Source organism: Spiroplasma endosymbiont of Labia minor, assembly GCF_964019845.1.
Lineage (GTDB): Bacteria > Bacillota_I > Bacilli_A > Mycoplasmatales > Mycoplasmataceae.
Map to the genome: position 1 here is coordinate 72,143 of NZ_OZ026465.1, position 17,103 is coordinate 89,245.

15 protein-coding genes, 1 tRNA gene and 1 other annotated feature are annotated in these 17,103 nt (G+C 27.4%); of the genes, 14 read left to right on the top strand and 2 right to left on the bottom strand.

Annotated features, from left to right (window positions below; all coding sequences use genetic code 4):
* The first annotated feature begins 14 nt into the window (after nt 1-14).
* Nucleotides 15-863 (top strand): bifunctional 5,10-methylenetetrahydrofolate dehydrogenase/5,10-methenyltetrahydrofolate cyclohydrolase, encoded by an 849-nt coding sequence (locus tag AACK85_RS00360; protein WP_338969944.1) that lies wholly within the window; start codon nt 15-17, stop codon nt 861-863.
* A gap of 13 nt (nt 864-876) precedes the next feature.
* Nucleotides 877-952: transfer RNA gene (locus AACK85_RS00365), tRNA-Thr, on the top strand.
* A gap of 111 nt (nt 953-1,063) precedes the next feature.
* On the opposite strand, the gene AACK85_RS00370 is transcribed toward AACK85_RS00365, so the two are convergent.
* Nucleotides 1,064-1,603 carry a DUF402 domain-containing protein gene (locus tag AACK85_RS00370; RefSeq protein WP_338969946.1) on the bottom strand — a complete coding sequence of 180 codons (540 nt, stop codon included), beginning with the start codon at nt 1,601-1,603 and terminating at the stop codon, nt 1,064-1,066.
* 714 nt (nt 1,604-2,317) lie between these two features.
* On the opposite strand from AACK85_RS00370, the gene AACK85_RS00375 reads away from it, so the two are divergent.
* The 7 genes from AACK85_RS00375 to rpoC all read left to right on the top strand — a co-directional run bounded on the left by AACK85_RS00375 (nt 2,318) and on the right by rpoC (nt 13,191).
* Entirely contained in the window at nt 2,318-3,280 is a 963-nt protein-coding gene (locus AACK85_RS00375; protein ID WP_338969948.1) for a GMP reductase, read from the top strand.
* Nucleotides 3,281-3,508: 228 nt separating this feature from the next.
* Nucleotides 3,509-3,596 (top strand) — a sequence feature (ribosomal protein L10 leader region).
* Between the two features lie 121 nt (nt 3,597-3,717).
* Nucleotides 3,718-4,221: a 50S ribosomal protein L10 gene (gene rplJ / locus AACK85_RS00380; RefSeq protein ID WP_338969950.1), complete on the top strand. Its 504-nt coding sequence runs from the start codon at nt 3,718-3,720 to the stop codon at nt 4,219-4,221.
* Nucleotides 4,222-4,296: 75 nt separating this feature from the next.
* Nucleotides 4,297-4,665 carry a 50S ribosomal protein L7/L12 gene (gene rplL / locus AACK85_RS00385; RefSeq protein ID WP_338969952.1) on the top strand — a complete coding sequence of 123 codons (369 nt, stop codon included), beginning with the start codon at nt 4,297-4,299 and terminating at the stop codon, nt 4,663-4,665.
* Nucleotides 4,666-4,754: 89 nt separating this feature from the next.
* The gene (locus AACK85_RS00390) at nt 4,755-5,138 is read left to right on the top strand and encodes a hypothetical protein (RefSeq protein WP_338969954.1); all 384 of its coding nucleotides are present in this window, start codon (nt 4,755-4,757) and stop codon (nt 5,136-5,138) included.
* Nucleotides 5,092-5,454 carry a hypothetical protein gene (locus AACK85_RS00395; RefSeq protein WP_338969956.1) on the top strand — a complete coding sequence of 121 codons (363 nt, stop codon included), beginning with the start codon at nt 5,092-5,094 and terminating at the stop codon, nt 5,452-5,454. Before AACK85_RS00390 ends, AACK85_RS00395 begins: the two co-directional genes overlap by 47 nt.
* Before the next feature lie 132 nt (nt 5,455-5,586).
* Nucleotides 5,587-9,402: a DNA-directed RNA polymerase subunit beta gene (locus AACK85_RS00400; RefSeq protein ID WP_338969958.1), complete on the top strand. Its 3,816-nt coding sequence runs from the start codon at nt 5,587-5,589 to the stop codon at nt 9,400-9,402.
* Nucleotides 9,403-9,438: 36 nt separating this feature from the next.
* Nucleotides 9,439-13,191: a DNA-directed RNA polymerase subunit beta' gene (rpoC, locus tag AACK85_RS00405; RefSeq protein ID WP_338969960.1), complete on the top strand. Its 3,753-nt coding sequence runs from the start codon at nt 9,439-9,441 to the stop codon at nt 13,189-13,191.
* Between the two features lie 160 nt (nt 13,192-13,351).
* On the opposite strand, the gene AACK85_RS00410 is transcribed toward rpoC, so the two are convergent.
* On the bottom strand, nt 13,352-13,732 hold the full coding sequence (locus AACK85_RS00410; RefSeq protein WP_338969962.1) for a hypothetical protein: 381 nt from the start codon (nt 13,730-13,732) through the stop codon (nt 13,352-13,354).
* 103 nt (nt 13,733-13,835) lie between these two features.
* Between AACK85_RS00410 and AACK85_RS00415 the strand changes: the two genes are divergently transcribed.
* The 5 genes from AACK85_RS00415 (at nt 13,836) to AACK85_RS00435 (ending at nt 17,029) form a co-directional block, all read left to right on the top strand.
* Nucleotides 13,836-14,501 (top strand): hypothetical protein, encoded by a 666-nt coding sequence (locus AACK85_RS00415; RefSeq protein ID WP_338969964.1) that lies wholly within the window; start codon nt 13,836-13,838, stop codon nt 14,499-14,501.
* Nucleotides 14,502-14,633: 132 nt separating this feature from the next.
* Nucleotides 14,634-14,876 (top strand): hypothetical protein, encoded by a 243-nt coding sequence (locus AACK85_RS00420; RefSeq protein ID WP_338969965.1) that lies wholly within the window; start codon nt 14,634-14,636, stop codon nt 14,874-14,876.
* Nucleotides 14,861-15,385, top strand: coding sequence for a hypothetical protein (locus tag AACK85_RS00425; protein ID WP_338969967.1), 525 nt, complete (start codon nt 14,861-14,863; stop codon nt 15,383-15,385). The genes AACK85_RS00420 and AACK85_RS00425 overlap by 16 nt, the downstream gene beginning before the upstream one ends.
* Nucleotides 15,386-15,475: 90 nt before the next feature.
* Nucleotides 15,476-16,591, top strand: coding sequence for a hypothetical protein (locus tag AACK85_RS00430; RefSeq protein WP_338969969.1), 1,116 nt, complete (start codon nt 15,476-15,478; stop codon nt 16,589-16,591).
* Nucleotides 16,592-16,609: 18 nt separating this feature from the next.
* Entirely contained in the window at nt 16,610-17,029 is a 420-nt protein-coding gene (locus AACK85_RS00435) for an FtsX-like permease family protein (protein ID WP_338969971.1), read from the top strand.
* Nucleotides 17,030-17,103: the final 74 nt, after the last annotated feature.

Here is a 17,103-nt window from a genome sequence, read left to right on the forward strand (position 1 = left end):
AAAGGGGTTTTAGAATGATTATTTTAGATGGCAAAAAATTAGCTCAAGAAAAAGAACAGCAATTTAAAATAATTATTAATAATTTTGCTAATTTTAGAAAGCCAAAATTAATTGTTATTTTGATTGGCGATAATTTTGCTTCAGAAATATATATAAAACATAAACAAAGAGTTTGTGAAACAGTTGGAATATTATTTGAACTAAAACACTTTGAAGCAACTATATCTCAAGAAGAACTATTAAAACAAATTGATATTTTAAATAATGATTCAACTGTTGATGGAATAATTTTACAGCTGCCTTTACCTAATAGTTTTGATGAAGAAAAATATTTGCAGTCAATTTTGCCATCAAAAGATGTTGATGGTTTTCATTATCAAAATCAAGGCAAATTACTACAAAATTATGGAACGTTGATTCCAGCTACACCATTGGGTGTTTTACAATTATTGGAACATTATAAAATAGATGTTTTGTCAAAACATTGTGTTGTTATTGGAATTTCAAATATAGTCGGAAAACCACTCGCCAATTTATTAATAAATAAAGGTGCCACAGTAACTGTTTGTCAAAAAACAACAACAGATTTGAAAAAATATACATTACAAGCGGATATTTTATTTACAGCAACCGGAAGAGAAATGCTAATAACAGAAGATATGGTAAAAAAAGATTCAACTGTTGTAGATATAGGCATAACTAGAGATTCAAAAAATGGAAAACTTGTTGGTGATGTTGATTTTGATAATGTAAAAAATAAAGTAAAATACATAACTCCGGTTCCGGGTGGTGTTGGACCGATGACAATTTCAGCTTTAATAGAAAATATAATTTATCTTTATAAACAACATATTATGAACTAGAATTAGTTTGTATGCTGATGTAGCTCAGTTGGTAGAGCAGTTCACTCGTAATGATCAGGTCGGCAGTTCAAATCTGCTCTTCAGCACCATTATATAATTTAAAAATATCTATTATAGTTAATTTCATTTAAAAAATAAAAAACGTAATTAAATAGTGTGAACCCCATAAGTGGGACACATAAAAAAGTCAAAAAACATATCTAGGAATAGATATGTTTTTTGTTGTTAAATTCAAATCATATATTTTCGAGATTGATATGATCAAAAAAATCTTTTCTCTTTTTAATTAATTTTTTCAATGTGTCAACTTCATTTCATATAATGTCTATCATTGTATGTGGATAACTTCATTCAATTCTGTTTCTGTTAAAATCTTTCAAATCTAAAATTTTATATGACCCGTCATTAAAAACTTTTACATCCAAATCATAATCTATATATTTTAATGTTTCATCTTCAATAATATATGGTGAAGCAATATTACAATAATAGTTGATTCCGTAGTCCTTAAACATACATATAACATTAAATCAATTTTTTTTGTAAAAAATTCAAACAGCTGGTTCGTTTGCTTTTCATTTTCTACCATTAACTTCAGTTACAGTTACGTTGTCATTGATTACGACTAAATAATCATCTGTTTCTTTAAAAACAATAGCAGAATTTCAAATTCTATATAATTGGCCATTATGTTTGTATGCATGAATTAAAATTTTTTTATAAGGCGCAAGATTTGACATTAGACAACCCCCCCTATTATTAAATATAAAATATGTTTATTATTATTTATACTTGTTTGTACAAGCTATACGCATAATTAATTTTAATGATTATTAGTTAAAATGACGTGTTATATTTTTTATTAATAACAGTTACATTTCAATTGGCGCACGTGAATATTATATCATTAAAAAATATTGCAATATTTTAAATTATAAATTAAAACCCTTCATATCAAATGAAGGGTCAAAATTAAAAGAAATACAATTATTATATTTAATTGTATTAAAATACTAATTTAGAAGGTTTCAGGTTAATTCATAACGAATTAATACATCTTCTAAATTTATACAAGTATAACATTTAACACAAAGTTAATTGGGGGACAAATACCTGCATACGAATAAGGAAATTAACATGAAATAATAATTAATTTCTATGAACGGATTGAAAAATTAAATTGAAATATTTATTGTCTATTTCAAGACAGTGACATAACGATTTGATAACAAATGTGTAGTTCAAGCTTAGGGACAAAGTTCTCTTGCTATCCCTACGGAAATTATTATAATACTTATTTATGAAAAAACAATATTTTTTTGTTTCTTTAAATTAAAAAAACATAAAAATACGTAATTCAACCAATCAAACTCATATTTTTCAAAATATAATAAGTATAAATTTAACTTTTATTATACAATATAAGCGTTGTTAATTTTAGATTGGAAGATAAAATGAGAGTTTTTGATTATGATGATGTTCAGTTAATTCCAAATATGTGTAGTGTTAATTCAAGAACAGAATGTGACACTAGAGTAATTTTAGGTAAATATGAATTTAAAATGCCAGTAGTGCCAGCTAATATGGCTTCAATTATAAATGAAGAATTATGTGAAGCATTAGCTGAGCAAAATTATTTTTATATAATGCACAGATTTAATGTTGATATTGTAAATTTTGTTAAAAAAATGAAAGAAAAAAAATTAATTAGTTCCATTTCTGTTGGAGTTAAAAACGCAGATTATGAATTAATAGATAAGTTAACAGAGCGAAATTTAATTCCGGATTATATAACTATAGATATTGCGCATGGACATGCAATTTCTGTCAAAAAAATGATTACCTATATTAGAGAAAAAATGCAAGATAAGACATTTATAATTGCTGGTAATGTTGGAACACCAGAAGCGGTCAGAGATTTAGAATATTGAGGTGCAGATGCTACCAAAGTTGGCATAGGACCCGGAAAAGTATGTATCACAAAAATAAAAACTGGTTTTGGTACGGGCGGATGACAGTTATCTGCTGTTAAATGATGTTCTAAAACTGCTAAAAAACCAATTATAGCAGATGGCGGATTAAGAGTTAATGGTGACATTCCAAAATCAATCAGGATGGGGGCGACAATGTGTATGATTGGGTCATTGTTTGCAGCTCACGTTGAATCACCAGGAAAAATATTAGAAATCAATAATGAAATTTTTAAAGAATATTTCGGTTCTGCCTCAGAATATAATAAAGGTGAAAAGCGTTTTGTTGAAGGTAAAAAAGATTTAATCAAAGTAAGAGGATCTATTTTTGATACATATAACGAAATGCATGAAGATTTACAGTCTGCAATTTCTTATTCGGGTGGCAAAAAATTAGAAGATATTAAGCATGCAAATTATGTTGTACTAAAAACAGGTGAATATTAATATAATAATAAATAGCAAAATAAAATATTTTTTGATATTTAATTTACAGTCCTTATTTTTGAGTACTGTTTTTTCATAAAAAAAACGCCCCAAAGGGCGTTCAGATCTCTAGATGATCTATTGAAAAGACTATACGGAAATACTTTTAGCATTTCCGCATTAATATTATATCGCTTTTTCACCAAAAATTGTATTTTTTTAATTGAAATTATTATTTTTTAGTATAAAATAAAAATGCTATTCGTACCAAAGACAGTAACCGCATATTATATGCTTAATTTGTTACCGAGGATGAAAACAATTTTTATTTCTATTTATAAAAGATTATTTGTTACAAGAATCTATGAATTAATTGTTTTGCCTTGATAAGATTTCAGTTTTGTCAAGGCATTTTCTTTGGTTTATTAATAGATATTTTAGAAAGGAATCGATAATTTGTGGAAAAAATAGTTCGTCAAGCTCATATTAAAAAAGCTGAAATAGTGAATAACATTGCAGAGCGCATTAAAAATTCAAAAGCAATGGTAATTGCAGAATATAAAAATTTGACAGTTGCAAATATTACTGAATTAAGACAAGAAGCATTGAAACAAAATATTTTTATAAAAGTTTATAAAGATACATTAATGCTTCGTGCAATGGAACAGGCAAACATCAAAAATACAGATGCTTACTTAACACAACAAAATATTTATATTTTTTCAGATGATGACTCAATGAAACCTGCAAAATTAGTATTTAATTTTGCAAAGAAAAATAAAAATTTAGTTTTAAAAGCTGGAATTTACGAAGGTAATTTCATGGATACAGCAGCAATTAATGAAATTGCCTCTCTTCCATCAAAAGAAGATTTATACAGTATGTTTGCTTCTTCTTTGATTTACCCATTACGTCAATTTATGTTGTTAACTAAAGAAATAGCAAAAACCAAATCAGAATAATTGAATTAAATTGTATTTTTATAATTAGAAATGTACGCTTAGCGCAAAATTAATTAATTAAAAGGAGAAACCACAATGGCTATTACAAAAGACGATATTATCAAAGCATTAGAAGAAATGAAATTGGTAGAATTAAATGATTTAGTTAAATCAATAGAAGATCACTTTGGTGTTATTGCAGCTGCACCAGTAGCGGCACCAGCAGCAGGAACTGCAGCAGATGCTGCGCCAACAGAAGTTAATGTTTTATTAACAAGTATTGGTGGAAACAAAGTTCAAGTTATCAAAGTTGTTAAAGATTTAACAGGTTTAGGGTTAATGGAAGCTAAAAAATTAGTAGATGGAACATTACCAGTTACTTTAAAAGAAAACGTAAAAGTTGAAGAAGCTGAAAAAATGAAAACTCAATTAATTGAAGCTGGAGCATCAATAGATTTAAAATAATAAAATGTCTAACAATTATGTTAGACATTTTTTGTTAATATAAAGTTAATTATTGATTGTGGTAATTATTTTATAAAGAAGGTATTTAAATGAAAATAGATGGAACATACTTTGCACATTCAAATTTACTATTCAATTTAGAAAGAATCAGAAAATTTTATAATTCGTTAATAGATGTCAAAACAATAACTATAATGGATCTAGAAGCGTTTTACTGAGAAGACAATACAATTGTTCAGAAAAATTTCAAAATGCGCTTACCTTTTTATATTGGCGCAATAACATTAATTTGAGAAGGTAATAATTTTAAAATTAATAATTATCGAAAGTTTTATTTTTATAACGATATCAATCAAGATAATCTGTTATCAAAACAAACAGATACAGCCAATATATTTATTAAATATGTCAACAATATGGGAACGAATGCATTACTTTTTTTTGGGAGATTCACTTGAATTAAACTTTGTTAATAATTTTTTCCCAAAGGATGTAAAATTCAAATATTTTGATTTATATAAAGAATTAGATGAAGCCAAATTTTTAAATCCATCAGTTATTAGAAATAGAGATATTATTTCAGCTAAAAAGAATTCCAGTTTAAATGGCGAAAATGTTAGAAAATATGCAACAGAAGATATAGTAATAAATAAGGAAAATAAATATTTAGAAGAAATAATTGCCTATAATAAAGAAGAATTAATTAATGCAGCTTTATTTATTAATAAACTTTATAGAATAATAAATGATGACTCTTTAATCAAATATAAAATTGAGCAATTAAAATAATTTACTTTCTTGTTTTGAATTATATTAATCTACTAAAATTAATATTTATGGTATTTATTCTTGACTTTCCATATATGGAAATGTAGAATATTGTTGCGTGTTTTTAAACAATATGGGGGAAAATTGCTAAATATGAGTTATAAAGTTAAAAAAATTAATAAACAAGTGGAAAGGCGCGATTATGCAAAAGTGTCTGGTAATTTGCAATTACCAAATTTAATAGAATTGCAAATAGATACTTTTAATTGATTTATTAAAGATGGAATTAATGAAGTATTTAATGAAGTATTTCCAATTTTATCGGCGGATGGTGATATTGCTTTAAATTTATCAAATTGACAATTTAAAGAATCTAGAATGAAACCAGAGCGTGCAAAATCAGAATCAAAAATTTATGATGCACCTATTTATGCGGATTTAAATTTAACAATTAAAATTCAAAATTATGACATACCATTATTAGAAGAATCAAAAATCGAAATGACTGTATTTTTGAAAGATTTTTTGTTATCAAAAGTTGAGAATGCTTCAGTAACTTTAAATGCTGCTAAAGGCAATTTGTATTTTTATGATGTAAAAACTAAAAATTCAAATAATGAAATAGACAAAATTCAAATTGAAGTTGTTGAAGAAAAAGCAAGTTTAATTAAAGTCAATATAGATATCTTCAAAGTGGGAGAAGTATTTTTTGGTGAATTCCCATTGATGACAGATAGAGGAACTTTTATCATTAATGGTTCTGAAAAAGTTGTTGTTTCTCAATTAGTTAGATCTCCAGGATCTTATTTTAAACGTGAATTAAATCGTAAAAATGGTGAAATGAACTATTTTGCAGATATTATTCCATCACGCGGGACATGACTAGAATTTGAAACAGACATCAAAAGACAGTTGGATAGTAAAACATCTAGTGCGTTATATGTAAAAATTGACAAATCAAGAAAAGCAACAGCTACTTCATTGTTGCAATCATTTGGTATGACAAAAGAAAATGTTTTAAATATTTTTGATAGTACACCAGTTATTAAAACAACTTATGATCATGATGTTTTGACAGATAATGACCACATTAATTTTGAAAATCAAGTTCAAGAAATTTATAAAAAAATTAGACAAGGTGAAACAGCTACAACAGATGGTGCATCAAAATATATTTATGGATTACTATTTGATCAACGTAAATATGATCTAACTAAAGCTGGTAGATTTAAATTACAACAAAAATTAGCAGTAAAAAATAGATTATTAGATACAGTATTAGCTGAAGATTTAAAATCTGTATCTGGTAAAATTTTATTTACTAAAGGAACAGAAATTACAAAGAAAAACCTACATGAAATAGGTAGAGCACTAGAAGAAGGCGCAATGGTTGAAGAAATTACTTTCTCTCAATACATAAAATCAGGTAATAAAATTCAAAAAGTTCGAGTATATAAAAATAATGATTCAAAAGAAGAAAGCATTCCAATTATTGGTGTTTATGGTGAGTCAAAAGATGAGTTTTTGAATGTTCCAGATATTATCGCAACTATCTCATACTGTCTAAATTATATGGACGGAATAGGTGAAGAAGATGACATTGATCACTTAGGAAATCGTCGTGTAAGAACAGTTGGAGAATTATTGCAAAATCAATTTAGAATTGGTATGATGCGTATTGAAAAAAATGTTAAAGAAAAAATTTCTTCATCTAATCCATACAAAATAAAACCATGATCGATTGTTAATAATAAACCACTTACAGCTATTATTGGAGAATTTTTTAATCTTTCACAATTATCACAATTTATGGACCAAACAAATCCATTGGCGGAATTAACCAATAAACGTAGATTGACAGCTTTAGGACCTGGTGGGTTATCACGTGAACGCGCTGGCTTAGAAGTTCGTGACGTCCATCCATCTCACTATGGAAGAATTTGTCCAATTGAAACACCAGAAGGACCAAATATTGGTTTGATTTCAAATTTATCAACATTCGCAAGAATAAACGAATTTGGATTTATTGAATCACCTTATAGAAAAGTTATTGATGGTGTTGTTAAAGATAATGTTATTGATTATTTAACAGCAGATCAAGAAAGAGATTATACTATTGCGCAAGCATCTGTAAGTTTAGATGCTAAAGGTAAAATAAAAGACGACATGGTGATTGCTCGTTATAGAGGTGACGACTTAATGACATCTCCACTAGATGTTGACTATATAGACGTTTCGCCAAAACAAATTGTTTCAATAGCTGCATCATGTATTCCATTTTTAGAAAATGATGATGCTAACCGTGCGTTAATGGGTGCAAACATGCAACGTCAAGCTGTGCCATTAATTAATCCAGAATCACCATTGGTTGGAACTGGTGTTGAATTTGAAGCAGCTAGAGATTCAGGTGCAGCAGTTGTTGCATTACAATCTGGAATTGTTAAATATGTTGACTCAAAACAAATTAAAGTTGAAGGATCAGACGGAACACGTTCATATTTTTTAGCTGATTTTAAACGTTCAAATTCAGGAACATCAATTACTCATTCTCCTTGTGTAAAATTGGGAGATCAAGTTGATAAAGGGCAAATTATTGCAGATGGTCCTTCTATGGAACAAGGAGAATTGGCTTTAGGGCAAAATATTGTTGTTGCATTTACAACATACAATGGATATAACTATGAAGATGCTGTTATTGTTTCAGAAAGAGTTGTTATGGAAGATAGATTTACATCAATACACATTGATGAATATACTATTGAACGTAGACAAACAAAACAAGGACAAGAAGAAATTACTCGTGAAATTCCAAATGTGGCTGAAGCTGCCAAAAAAAATCTAGATATGGATGGAATTGTTCGCATTGGTGCAGAAGTTAAAGTTGGAGATATTCTTGTAGGTAAAATTACACCAAAAGGACAAACTCAATTATCGCCAGAAGATAGATTATTACATGCTATTTTTGGTGAAAAATCAAGAAATGTTAAAGATAATTCATTACGTGTCCCAAATGGTGGTGATGGAATAGTTCAATCAATCAAACGTTTTACAACAAATGATTTTGAATTACCAGCAGATATTAAAGAAATTATTAAAATTTGCATTGTTCAAAAACGTAAAATTCAAGAAGGTGACAAAATGTCTGGTCGCCATGGTAATAAAGGTGTTATTTCAAAAATTTTACCGGTTGCAGATATGCCACATTTAGAAGATGGAACTCCAGTAGATATTTTATTAAATCCACAAGGTGTGCCTTCACGTATGAATATTGGTCAGGTTTTAGAAATACATTTAGGAATGGCTGCTAAAAGATTGGGTATAAAAGTTTCAACACCAGTTTTTGAAGGATTAAGCGAAGAAGAATTAAATGAAATAATGACTGAAGCTGGAATGACAGATTTTGGTAAAGTTACCTTGATCGATGGTCGAACTGGTGAAAAATTTGATAAACCGATTGCTGTTGGTGTTATGTATATGTTGAAATTATCACATATGGTTGATGATAAATTACATGCACGTAACGTTGGACCTTACTCATTAATTACACAACAACCATTGGGTGGTAAAGCTCAAAATGGTGGTCAAAGATTTGGTGAAATGGAAGTTTGAGCTTTAGAAGCTTATGGTGCAGCACATACATTAAGAGAAATTTTAACTATTAAATCAGATGATATTAAAGGGCGTATCAAAACATATGAGGCAATTGTCAGAAATAAACAATTACCACAACCAGGTATTCCAGAATCATTTAATGTGCTTACAAAAGAAATTATGGGCTTAGGATTTGATATGTATATGATTAATGAACAAGGTGAAAAAGTTCAAATTAATGCGTATGACGAAGAAACTTTTGACTATGATAATTTTTCACAATCAAAAAACGATAATTTTGAATCAGAAAATGATGCAAAAAATATGATGAACGTTGAAGATTTTGTAACAGAACAACAATTAGAAGATGAAGAATAATATTTACGAATACAATTAGAAAAGGAAAATTAAATTATGGCAAAAGAACCAAAATTGATGATTAAAATTGATTTAGCATCTCCTGATGTAATTCGTACTTGATCTCGTGGTGAAGTTACTAAACCAGAAACAATTAATTACAAAACTTTAAAAGCAGAAAAAGATGGTTTATTTGATGAAAGAATTTTTGGGCCAACTAAAAATTATGAATGTGCTTGTGGTAAGTACAGAAAAATTAAAAATAAAGGTAAAATTTGTGAACGTTGTGGTGTTGAAATTACAGATTCTATTGTCCGCCGCGAAAGAATGGGACATATTGAATTAGAAGAACCGGTTTCACATATTTGAATGTTAAAAGTAGCACCTTCACGTATTGCTGCAGTTACAGATATCAAAACAAAAGATTTAGAAGCAGTTATTTATTTTGTATCTTATATTGTTTTAAATTCCGGAACTTGTCCTTATTTTGAAAAGGGAACAGTTTTAAATTTAGGAAATGATAAAAGTTCTATTAAAACTCGTGAAAGACTAACAAAAACTTTAAGAGATATTCTAGCAAAAGTAGAAAAAGGATCAATAGATGAATTTAGAGCAACAAAATTAATTGATGAATTAGTCAATCCATCTGTTCCATTTTCTATGGATGAGGCAGCAAGTTTTATAGGTAAACATACTGGTGCCAGATTTGGAATTGGTGCTGCAGCAGTTGAAGAGTTGTTAAGTTCAATTGATTTAGATGTTGAAATTGAAAAAATTAAAACAGAATTAAATAAACATCGTGGCGCAGTTGAACAAGCCAAATTAATGAAACGTTTAGAAGTATTAGATTCATTTAAAAAATCTAAATCTAGACCAGAATGAATGATATTAAAAGTTATATCAGTAATTCCACCAGATATTAGACCAATTATTCAATTAGATGGCGGTAGATTTACAGCATCTGAAATTAACGATTTATACAGACGTATTATTATTAGAAATGAACGTTTGAAAAAAGTTAAATCGATGGGTGCGCCATCTATTATTGTTAATAATGAAAAACGTATGTTACAAGAAGCTGTTGATGCATTATTAGATAATGATAGAAAAGCAAGACCCGTTATTGGTAAAGATAAACGTGCTTTAAAATCACTAACTGCAATTTTAAAAGGAAAACAAGGGCGTTTCCGTCAAAACTTGCTTGGTAAACGTGTAGATTATTCAGGGCGTTCTGTTATTGCTATTGGACCAGATTTAAAAATGTATCAAGCAGGTATTCCTCGTGATATGGCAATGACTTTATTTAAACCGTTTGTAATTAGAACATTACAAATAAAAGGTTATGCAGAAAATGTTAAAGTTGCAGAAAGAATGTTATCTCAAAATGATTCAAAAGTTTGAGAAGTTTTAGAAGAAGTAATTAAAGAAAGACCAATTTTATTAAATCGTGCTCCAACTTTACACCGTTTAGGTATACAAGCATTTGAACCAAAATTAGTTAAAGGAAAAGCCATTAGGTTACACCCATTAGTTACAACAGCTTTTAATGCCGATTTTGATGGTGATCAAATGGCTGTCCATTTACCAATTTCACCAGAAGCCGTTGGAGAAGCACGTGCTTTAATGTTAGGCTCAAAAGCAATTTTAGGGCCAAAAGATGGAAAACCGATTGTAACTCCAACTCAAGATATGATTTTGGGTAATTACTATTTAACATTAGAAGAAAAGGGCTTAACTGGTGAAGGAATGATTTTCGCCACTTTGGATGAAGCAGTTATTGCTTATCAAAATGAAAGAGTAGCTCTAAATGCATTAATTGGAGTTCCAGTAAGTAAACTTTCTGAAAAATTAATTAAAATCAGTGATGAAAAACAAAATGGTTATTTACTAACAACAGTTGGAAAAATTATTTTTAATACTGAATTTGTTGAATTATTCCCCTGAATTAATTCAAATGATATTGCAAATGCAGAAACAGCAATTAATGATCAAGTTTTTGCCGAAAATGAAAATATTAATGATGTAATAGCAAAACATGAAATATTACAACCAATTAAGAAAAAAGAATTATCAGCAATTATTTATCGTTACTTTAGAGAAAATGATTCTCAAAAAACAGCGCAAATGTTAGATAATATGAAAAACTTAGGTTTCTGATATTCATGAAAATCAGGAACAACTATATCAGCAGGAGATGTTGTTGCGTTTAAAGATAAATATGACAAATTTAAAGAAGCAGATAAAAAAGTTTCAGAAATTAATCGTTTTTATGATTTAGGAATGTTAACACAACAAGAAAAAAAACGTCGTGTAATTAATGTTTGAACTACAGTTAAAGATAGTATTTCAAAATCATTAGAAAATGTTTTAAGACAAGATATAAAAAATCCAATTTTTGTTATGGCAGATTCTGGTGCACGTGGTAATGTTTCAAACTTTACTCAACTTGTAGGTATGCGCGGATTAATGAACGATACTAAAGGTGATATTAAAGAAATCCCAATTAAATCATCATTCCGTGAAGGTTTATCGGTTTCTGAGTTCTTTATTTCAACGCATGGAGCTAGAAAAGGAATGGCAGATATTGCTTTAAAAACTGCTGACTCTGGTTATTTAACTCGTCGTTTAGTTGATGTTTCACAAGAAATAGTTATTATAGAAGATGAATGTAATGCAACAAAAGGTTTTGAAATTTCAGCTGTTGTTGATACAAAACATGATAATGTTATTGTGCCGTTAAAAGACCGTTTGGTTGGTAGATATTTATTTGATGATGCAGTTGACAGTAAGGGTAATGTTATTGTTGCTGCAAATCAATTAGTTACTAATGTTTTAGCAGATCAAATTATTGATGCAAACATAGGAAAAGTTCAAATTCGTTCTGTTTTAACTTGTGATGCTGCAAAAGGTATTTGCAAAATGTGTTATGGAATAAATTTAGCAACTGGAGAAGTTGTTTCTGTAGGAGAACCTGTCGGTGTTATTGCAGCTCAATCAATTGGAGAACCAGGAACTCAATTGACAATGCGTACTTTCCATACTGGTGGAGTTGCTGGTGATGCAGATATTACTCAAGGATTACCTCGTATTAAAGAATTACTAGATGTTACCACTCCAAAAGGGGCTGTCGCTTTAATTTCACAAATAGATGGTAAAATAACAGATATTCAAAATGATGATTCTATTTATACAATTACAATAAAATCAGAAAACGATGAGAAAAAATATCGTTCACATTATGGAGCAATCTTACGTGTGGCTGTTGGTGATTATGTATCTAGAGGACAAAAAATAACTGAAGGAGCAATAAATATTAAAGATTTATTAGAAGTTGCTCGTTTAGAAGATGTTGAAAATTACATTTTAAAAGAAGTTCAAAAAGTTTATCGTTTGCAAGGTATTGAAATTGCAGATAAATATATTGAAATAATTATTAAACAAATGCTAAATAAAGTTAAAATTATTGATGCTGGAGATACTAGTTTATTACCAGGAGAAATTGTTTCTGTTAAAGCATATCGTGCTGCAATTACAGATGCAATTTTTAAAGGTAAAAAGCCACCTCTTGCGAAATACACAATTTTTGGTATTAAAAAAGCGCCATTAGAATCTGATTCATGATTATCATCTGCTTCATTCCAAGATACAGCGCGTGTGTTGGTCAAAGCAATTATTAAAGGTAAAGTAGATCGTTTAGAAGGTTTGAAAGAAAATATTATGTTGGGTAATTTAATTCCGGCTGGTACTGGTTTAACTGGTTCAGAAAATATTATTGAACGTGGAATAGAAACACACAACACTGAATATTAAATAGTTTTTAATATATTAATAAAAACACTAATGATAAATTATTACATAAAATATATCTATGTAATAATATATTTTCGGTGTTTTTTTGTTGAAAAGTAAATATATGGAGCATTTAATTCAAAATAAAAAAACATTCAATTAATTCAAATTGAATGTTTTTTTATTTTCTAATTCCAAATTTATCGTATTCATTATTTGGATCGTATTGTCATAATTCTGCTAAAATTCCTGTAGGTAAATTTTCATTTTGTCCATAATTTTCTGTTCTGTTTAAATTTTTAAATTGAGAACCTGCCATAAAATATGGAAATCTTTCGTCTGTTGCATGACCTTGATTCCCAGTATTTGCCCAATTTGCATCATTAATGCTTGGAACATAACCACTAAACAAATGATTATGATTTTTAACTTCGCCTGTAGTACCACCACTATCGTTACCCGCAACGATAGTATGACCATGTTCAATAACAATTTTTTTTCAACCTGCTGACATCTCGCTCAATATTGGCATTCATTTTAATTCGCCAATAATTCAATTCATAATATCACCTATAAATTTATTGTACATTTCATTTTGCAGATTAGTTTTAGATTTTTGAGTATAATAATTTTGATATATTTAGTTAAACTAAAGTGTGAAATAAATGAAATTTAAATATCTTTTTAAGCAGGCAATTGGAAATGCAATAAAAAATAAAGGTCTTTACATACTAGTTTTTGTTTTTTCGATAATTTGTTCGCTATTGATTAATGCTATTTTAACTTTTTCATTAAATTCATCAAATTTTATTAGCAAATTTCATCAACCAAATCATCAGATTGGATTGCGACCTGGAGTTAAAATTATGGCAGAAGACCAAGAAAATCTACCAAGTAATAATAATTTTGTAAAAATTAGTAGAGACAATTTTGATTTAATGAAACAAGATGTGTCTTCTTTGTTTGATTATAATTTAGTTGACATAGATGATAATTTTGTAAATGATTGGTCATCTAATTATTTTTTTGTAAACAAATTAAATTTAAATAAAATTAATAATAAACAAAAATTCATAAATGGTATTGAAATTTTAAAAAATGACTACAAAAACTATTTTCTTTTTTATTGATTAGATAAACACTATTCCGCAATGTATCAAAATTTAGTTAATCAATTTACTTTTAATTATTTTTATTTAGATAAAAATATACTAATGGAAGATGGCAAAACTTCTTTAAGATTATTTTTAAATCCTGTAACAAAAAGAGATTATCTAACTTTAGACAGGGATTTAGAACAACCACTAATTTTTGAACATGATAAAACATAATATAATGGAAATTTACCAAAATTATGAATTACGCCATCATTTGTTAGAAATTATAAAATTTCAATTGGACAACAAATTAATTTATGAATTCAATGACAAAAACGTAATGTAGAATTTCAAATTGTGGGTAATATGACCACTTTGTATTCTTCAAATGAAGGAATCGGACGATCAAGTATTATTTTTACAAATATGAATGCATTATTAACATTAGATGATGGTTCAACATATAACATTTTTTCATCACCATTTGATTTATGTATGTCAAGTAATAAATTAACAAACTCACAAATTTATGAAATATTAATTGCTCATTTAGTCCAATATTTACAATATATCCAGAAAAATTATTTAATAATATGGGTAGTTTTATAGATAAGTATAATAATTTAACGTTAATCTGTTCAACTTATAATTTGATTTGTCAAATGATTTGAATTTTGACAGCTATATTATTTGTAATAATGATGTGATTCATTGTTTTAGAATTAATTAAAATAAATAGGAAGACATTAATTTTTTTAAGATCAAACGGAATATCAAGAGCACAGTTATCTTTATTATCTGTAATTACTGTTTTAGTGCCCATTTTATTGGTAATTATTCTATCACTAATTTTGGTTGCACCTGTTGGAAATATATTTATGTATGTATTTCAACAAGTGATGAGTTATCATTTAAATATGTGAGGTAATATTAATTGATGATCTGGTTTAATTTCCTTGGTAATGTTTGTTATTATTGGATTTATCTTTTTTATCATTAATTTATTTTCTTTGTCACCAAAAAAATTGCAAATTAATTCAATTGAAAGACCAAATAATTTCGAAATCGGTTTAAATAAAATTACAAAAATAATATTTAAAAAAACACAACGAATTTAAGGTGAACCCCACTTTTGGGGTTCACCTTAATTTAAAACTGCGATACTTTATATTAATCATAATTTTTTTAAATCAATTTCATTGTTTATAATGTCTGCGATAGCATTGACTGTAGTTTTATTTACCACACAATTTAAAATATCTTCAAATACAATTGCCGATAATCCAACAAAAATAAACGATTACAATTTTCAGTCAACAATAACTACTAATGTTTTGAATAAATCACAACGCTGATATGTTCAAAATGTAGAATATCAAAATATTAGAGAAAATTCAGAATTTAGTGATTTATTTGATTCGACATATTTTGTAAACGCAGGAACGTTTCCACAATTACAAACTAAACTTACAAACACACTAAGAGAAAATCTTACCAATTTGAAAAATAAATATATTAGTGGTAATGATATTGCTAATATGGCTATGTTTTATCAAGATTATTTTTTGCAAAATGAATCATTAAATAATAATGATAATTTAACTGGAATTGTTTTAACGTATATGAAAAATATTGCAATTAATTATTTAGAATATTTTGATTTAGAGAAATTAAAGAACATTAATATTACTTTTTATAAAAATTATATTTTACCTGAAAATTCCAATCAAGATGGAATTTCATTTGCAAGTTATACGTCTTATGTAATGTTTGAAAATGGCAATATCTCTAGATTTCAATTAAATGGTTATGATGATGTTAATCCAACAAAATTAAAATTACCTGAAACAAAATATGAAAATGCATTTTATCTATATAAAGATAAAAATAATGAAATTGAAAAAATATTAAATGTAGATGTTTCGTATTTGTGGTGAAAAATAAATCCCAATTTAAGAGTAGGCGCAATTTTAGATTTAGTGAAGTCAGATATTTTTTCTGATGTACCAAGTAATTTTAATTTGAAATTTAGAGTTAATTCTATAAATAAAGAGAATTTGACAATAATTGAAGCTTACACAAATAAAAAAGCCATATTTGAATTAATTCATGATAATGGATATTTAGATGAAGATATTTACAAAACAATGATTGATTTGAATTTTTTGAATGTAAATAATACACTTCAATTTGATAATGAAAATGTTAAATATGTGAATAATTTTGCAATAGGATCAAAATATAATGATGGATTCATATTTGAAAATTGAATAAGTCAAAGTGGACAAAACGGTAATTTTTCATTTATAAATTTTGCAATGTAAGGAGAAATTGCAAAATCAATGTTATCAACATTTATTGTATTAACAGAAAGAATAAATGTAGTTTTACTTATTATTATGACCATTGTATTTTTAATTGCCATAGAATTAGTGTTGTTACAAAATAAAGCAATTATTCATATGTTAAAAACACTGGGCTACAAAATGCATGAAATAGCTTTTCAATTATTGTCTGGATATATTTTTTCAACAATTATGTCATTAATTTTTGCCGGAATAGCGACTTACTTATTATTAGCTCCGCTAACAATTTTTTATATTAAAATGTTTGGCTATGCACTGATATTTGTACAATCATGACAATTCTACTTGATTTTATTTGGAGTAGCTATTGGATTTATTGGTTTAATTTTTGTCTCTGCACAAATTATGTACAATGAATTAAAACCAAGAAAAATAACGTACATATTGTCAGAATAATTTATTTTTTTATACAAACTATTTGTATTTAACAATTATTTTTTTGATATTATTATTATTGAAAGTAGGATTTA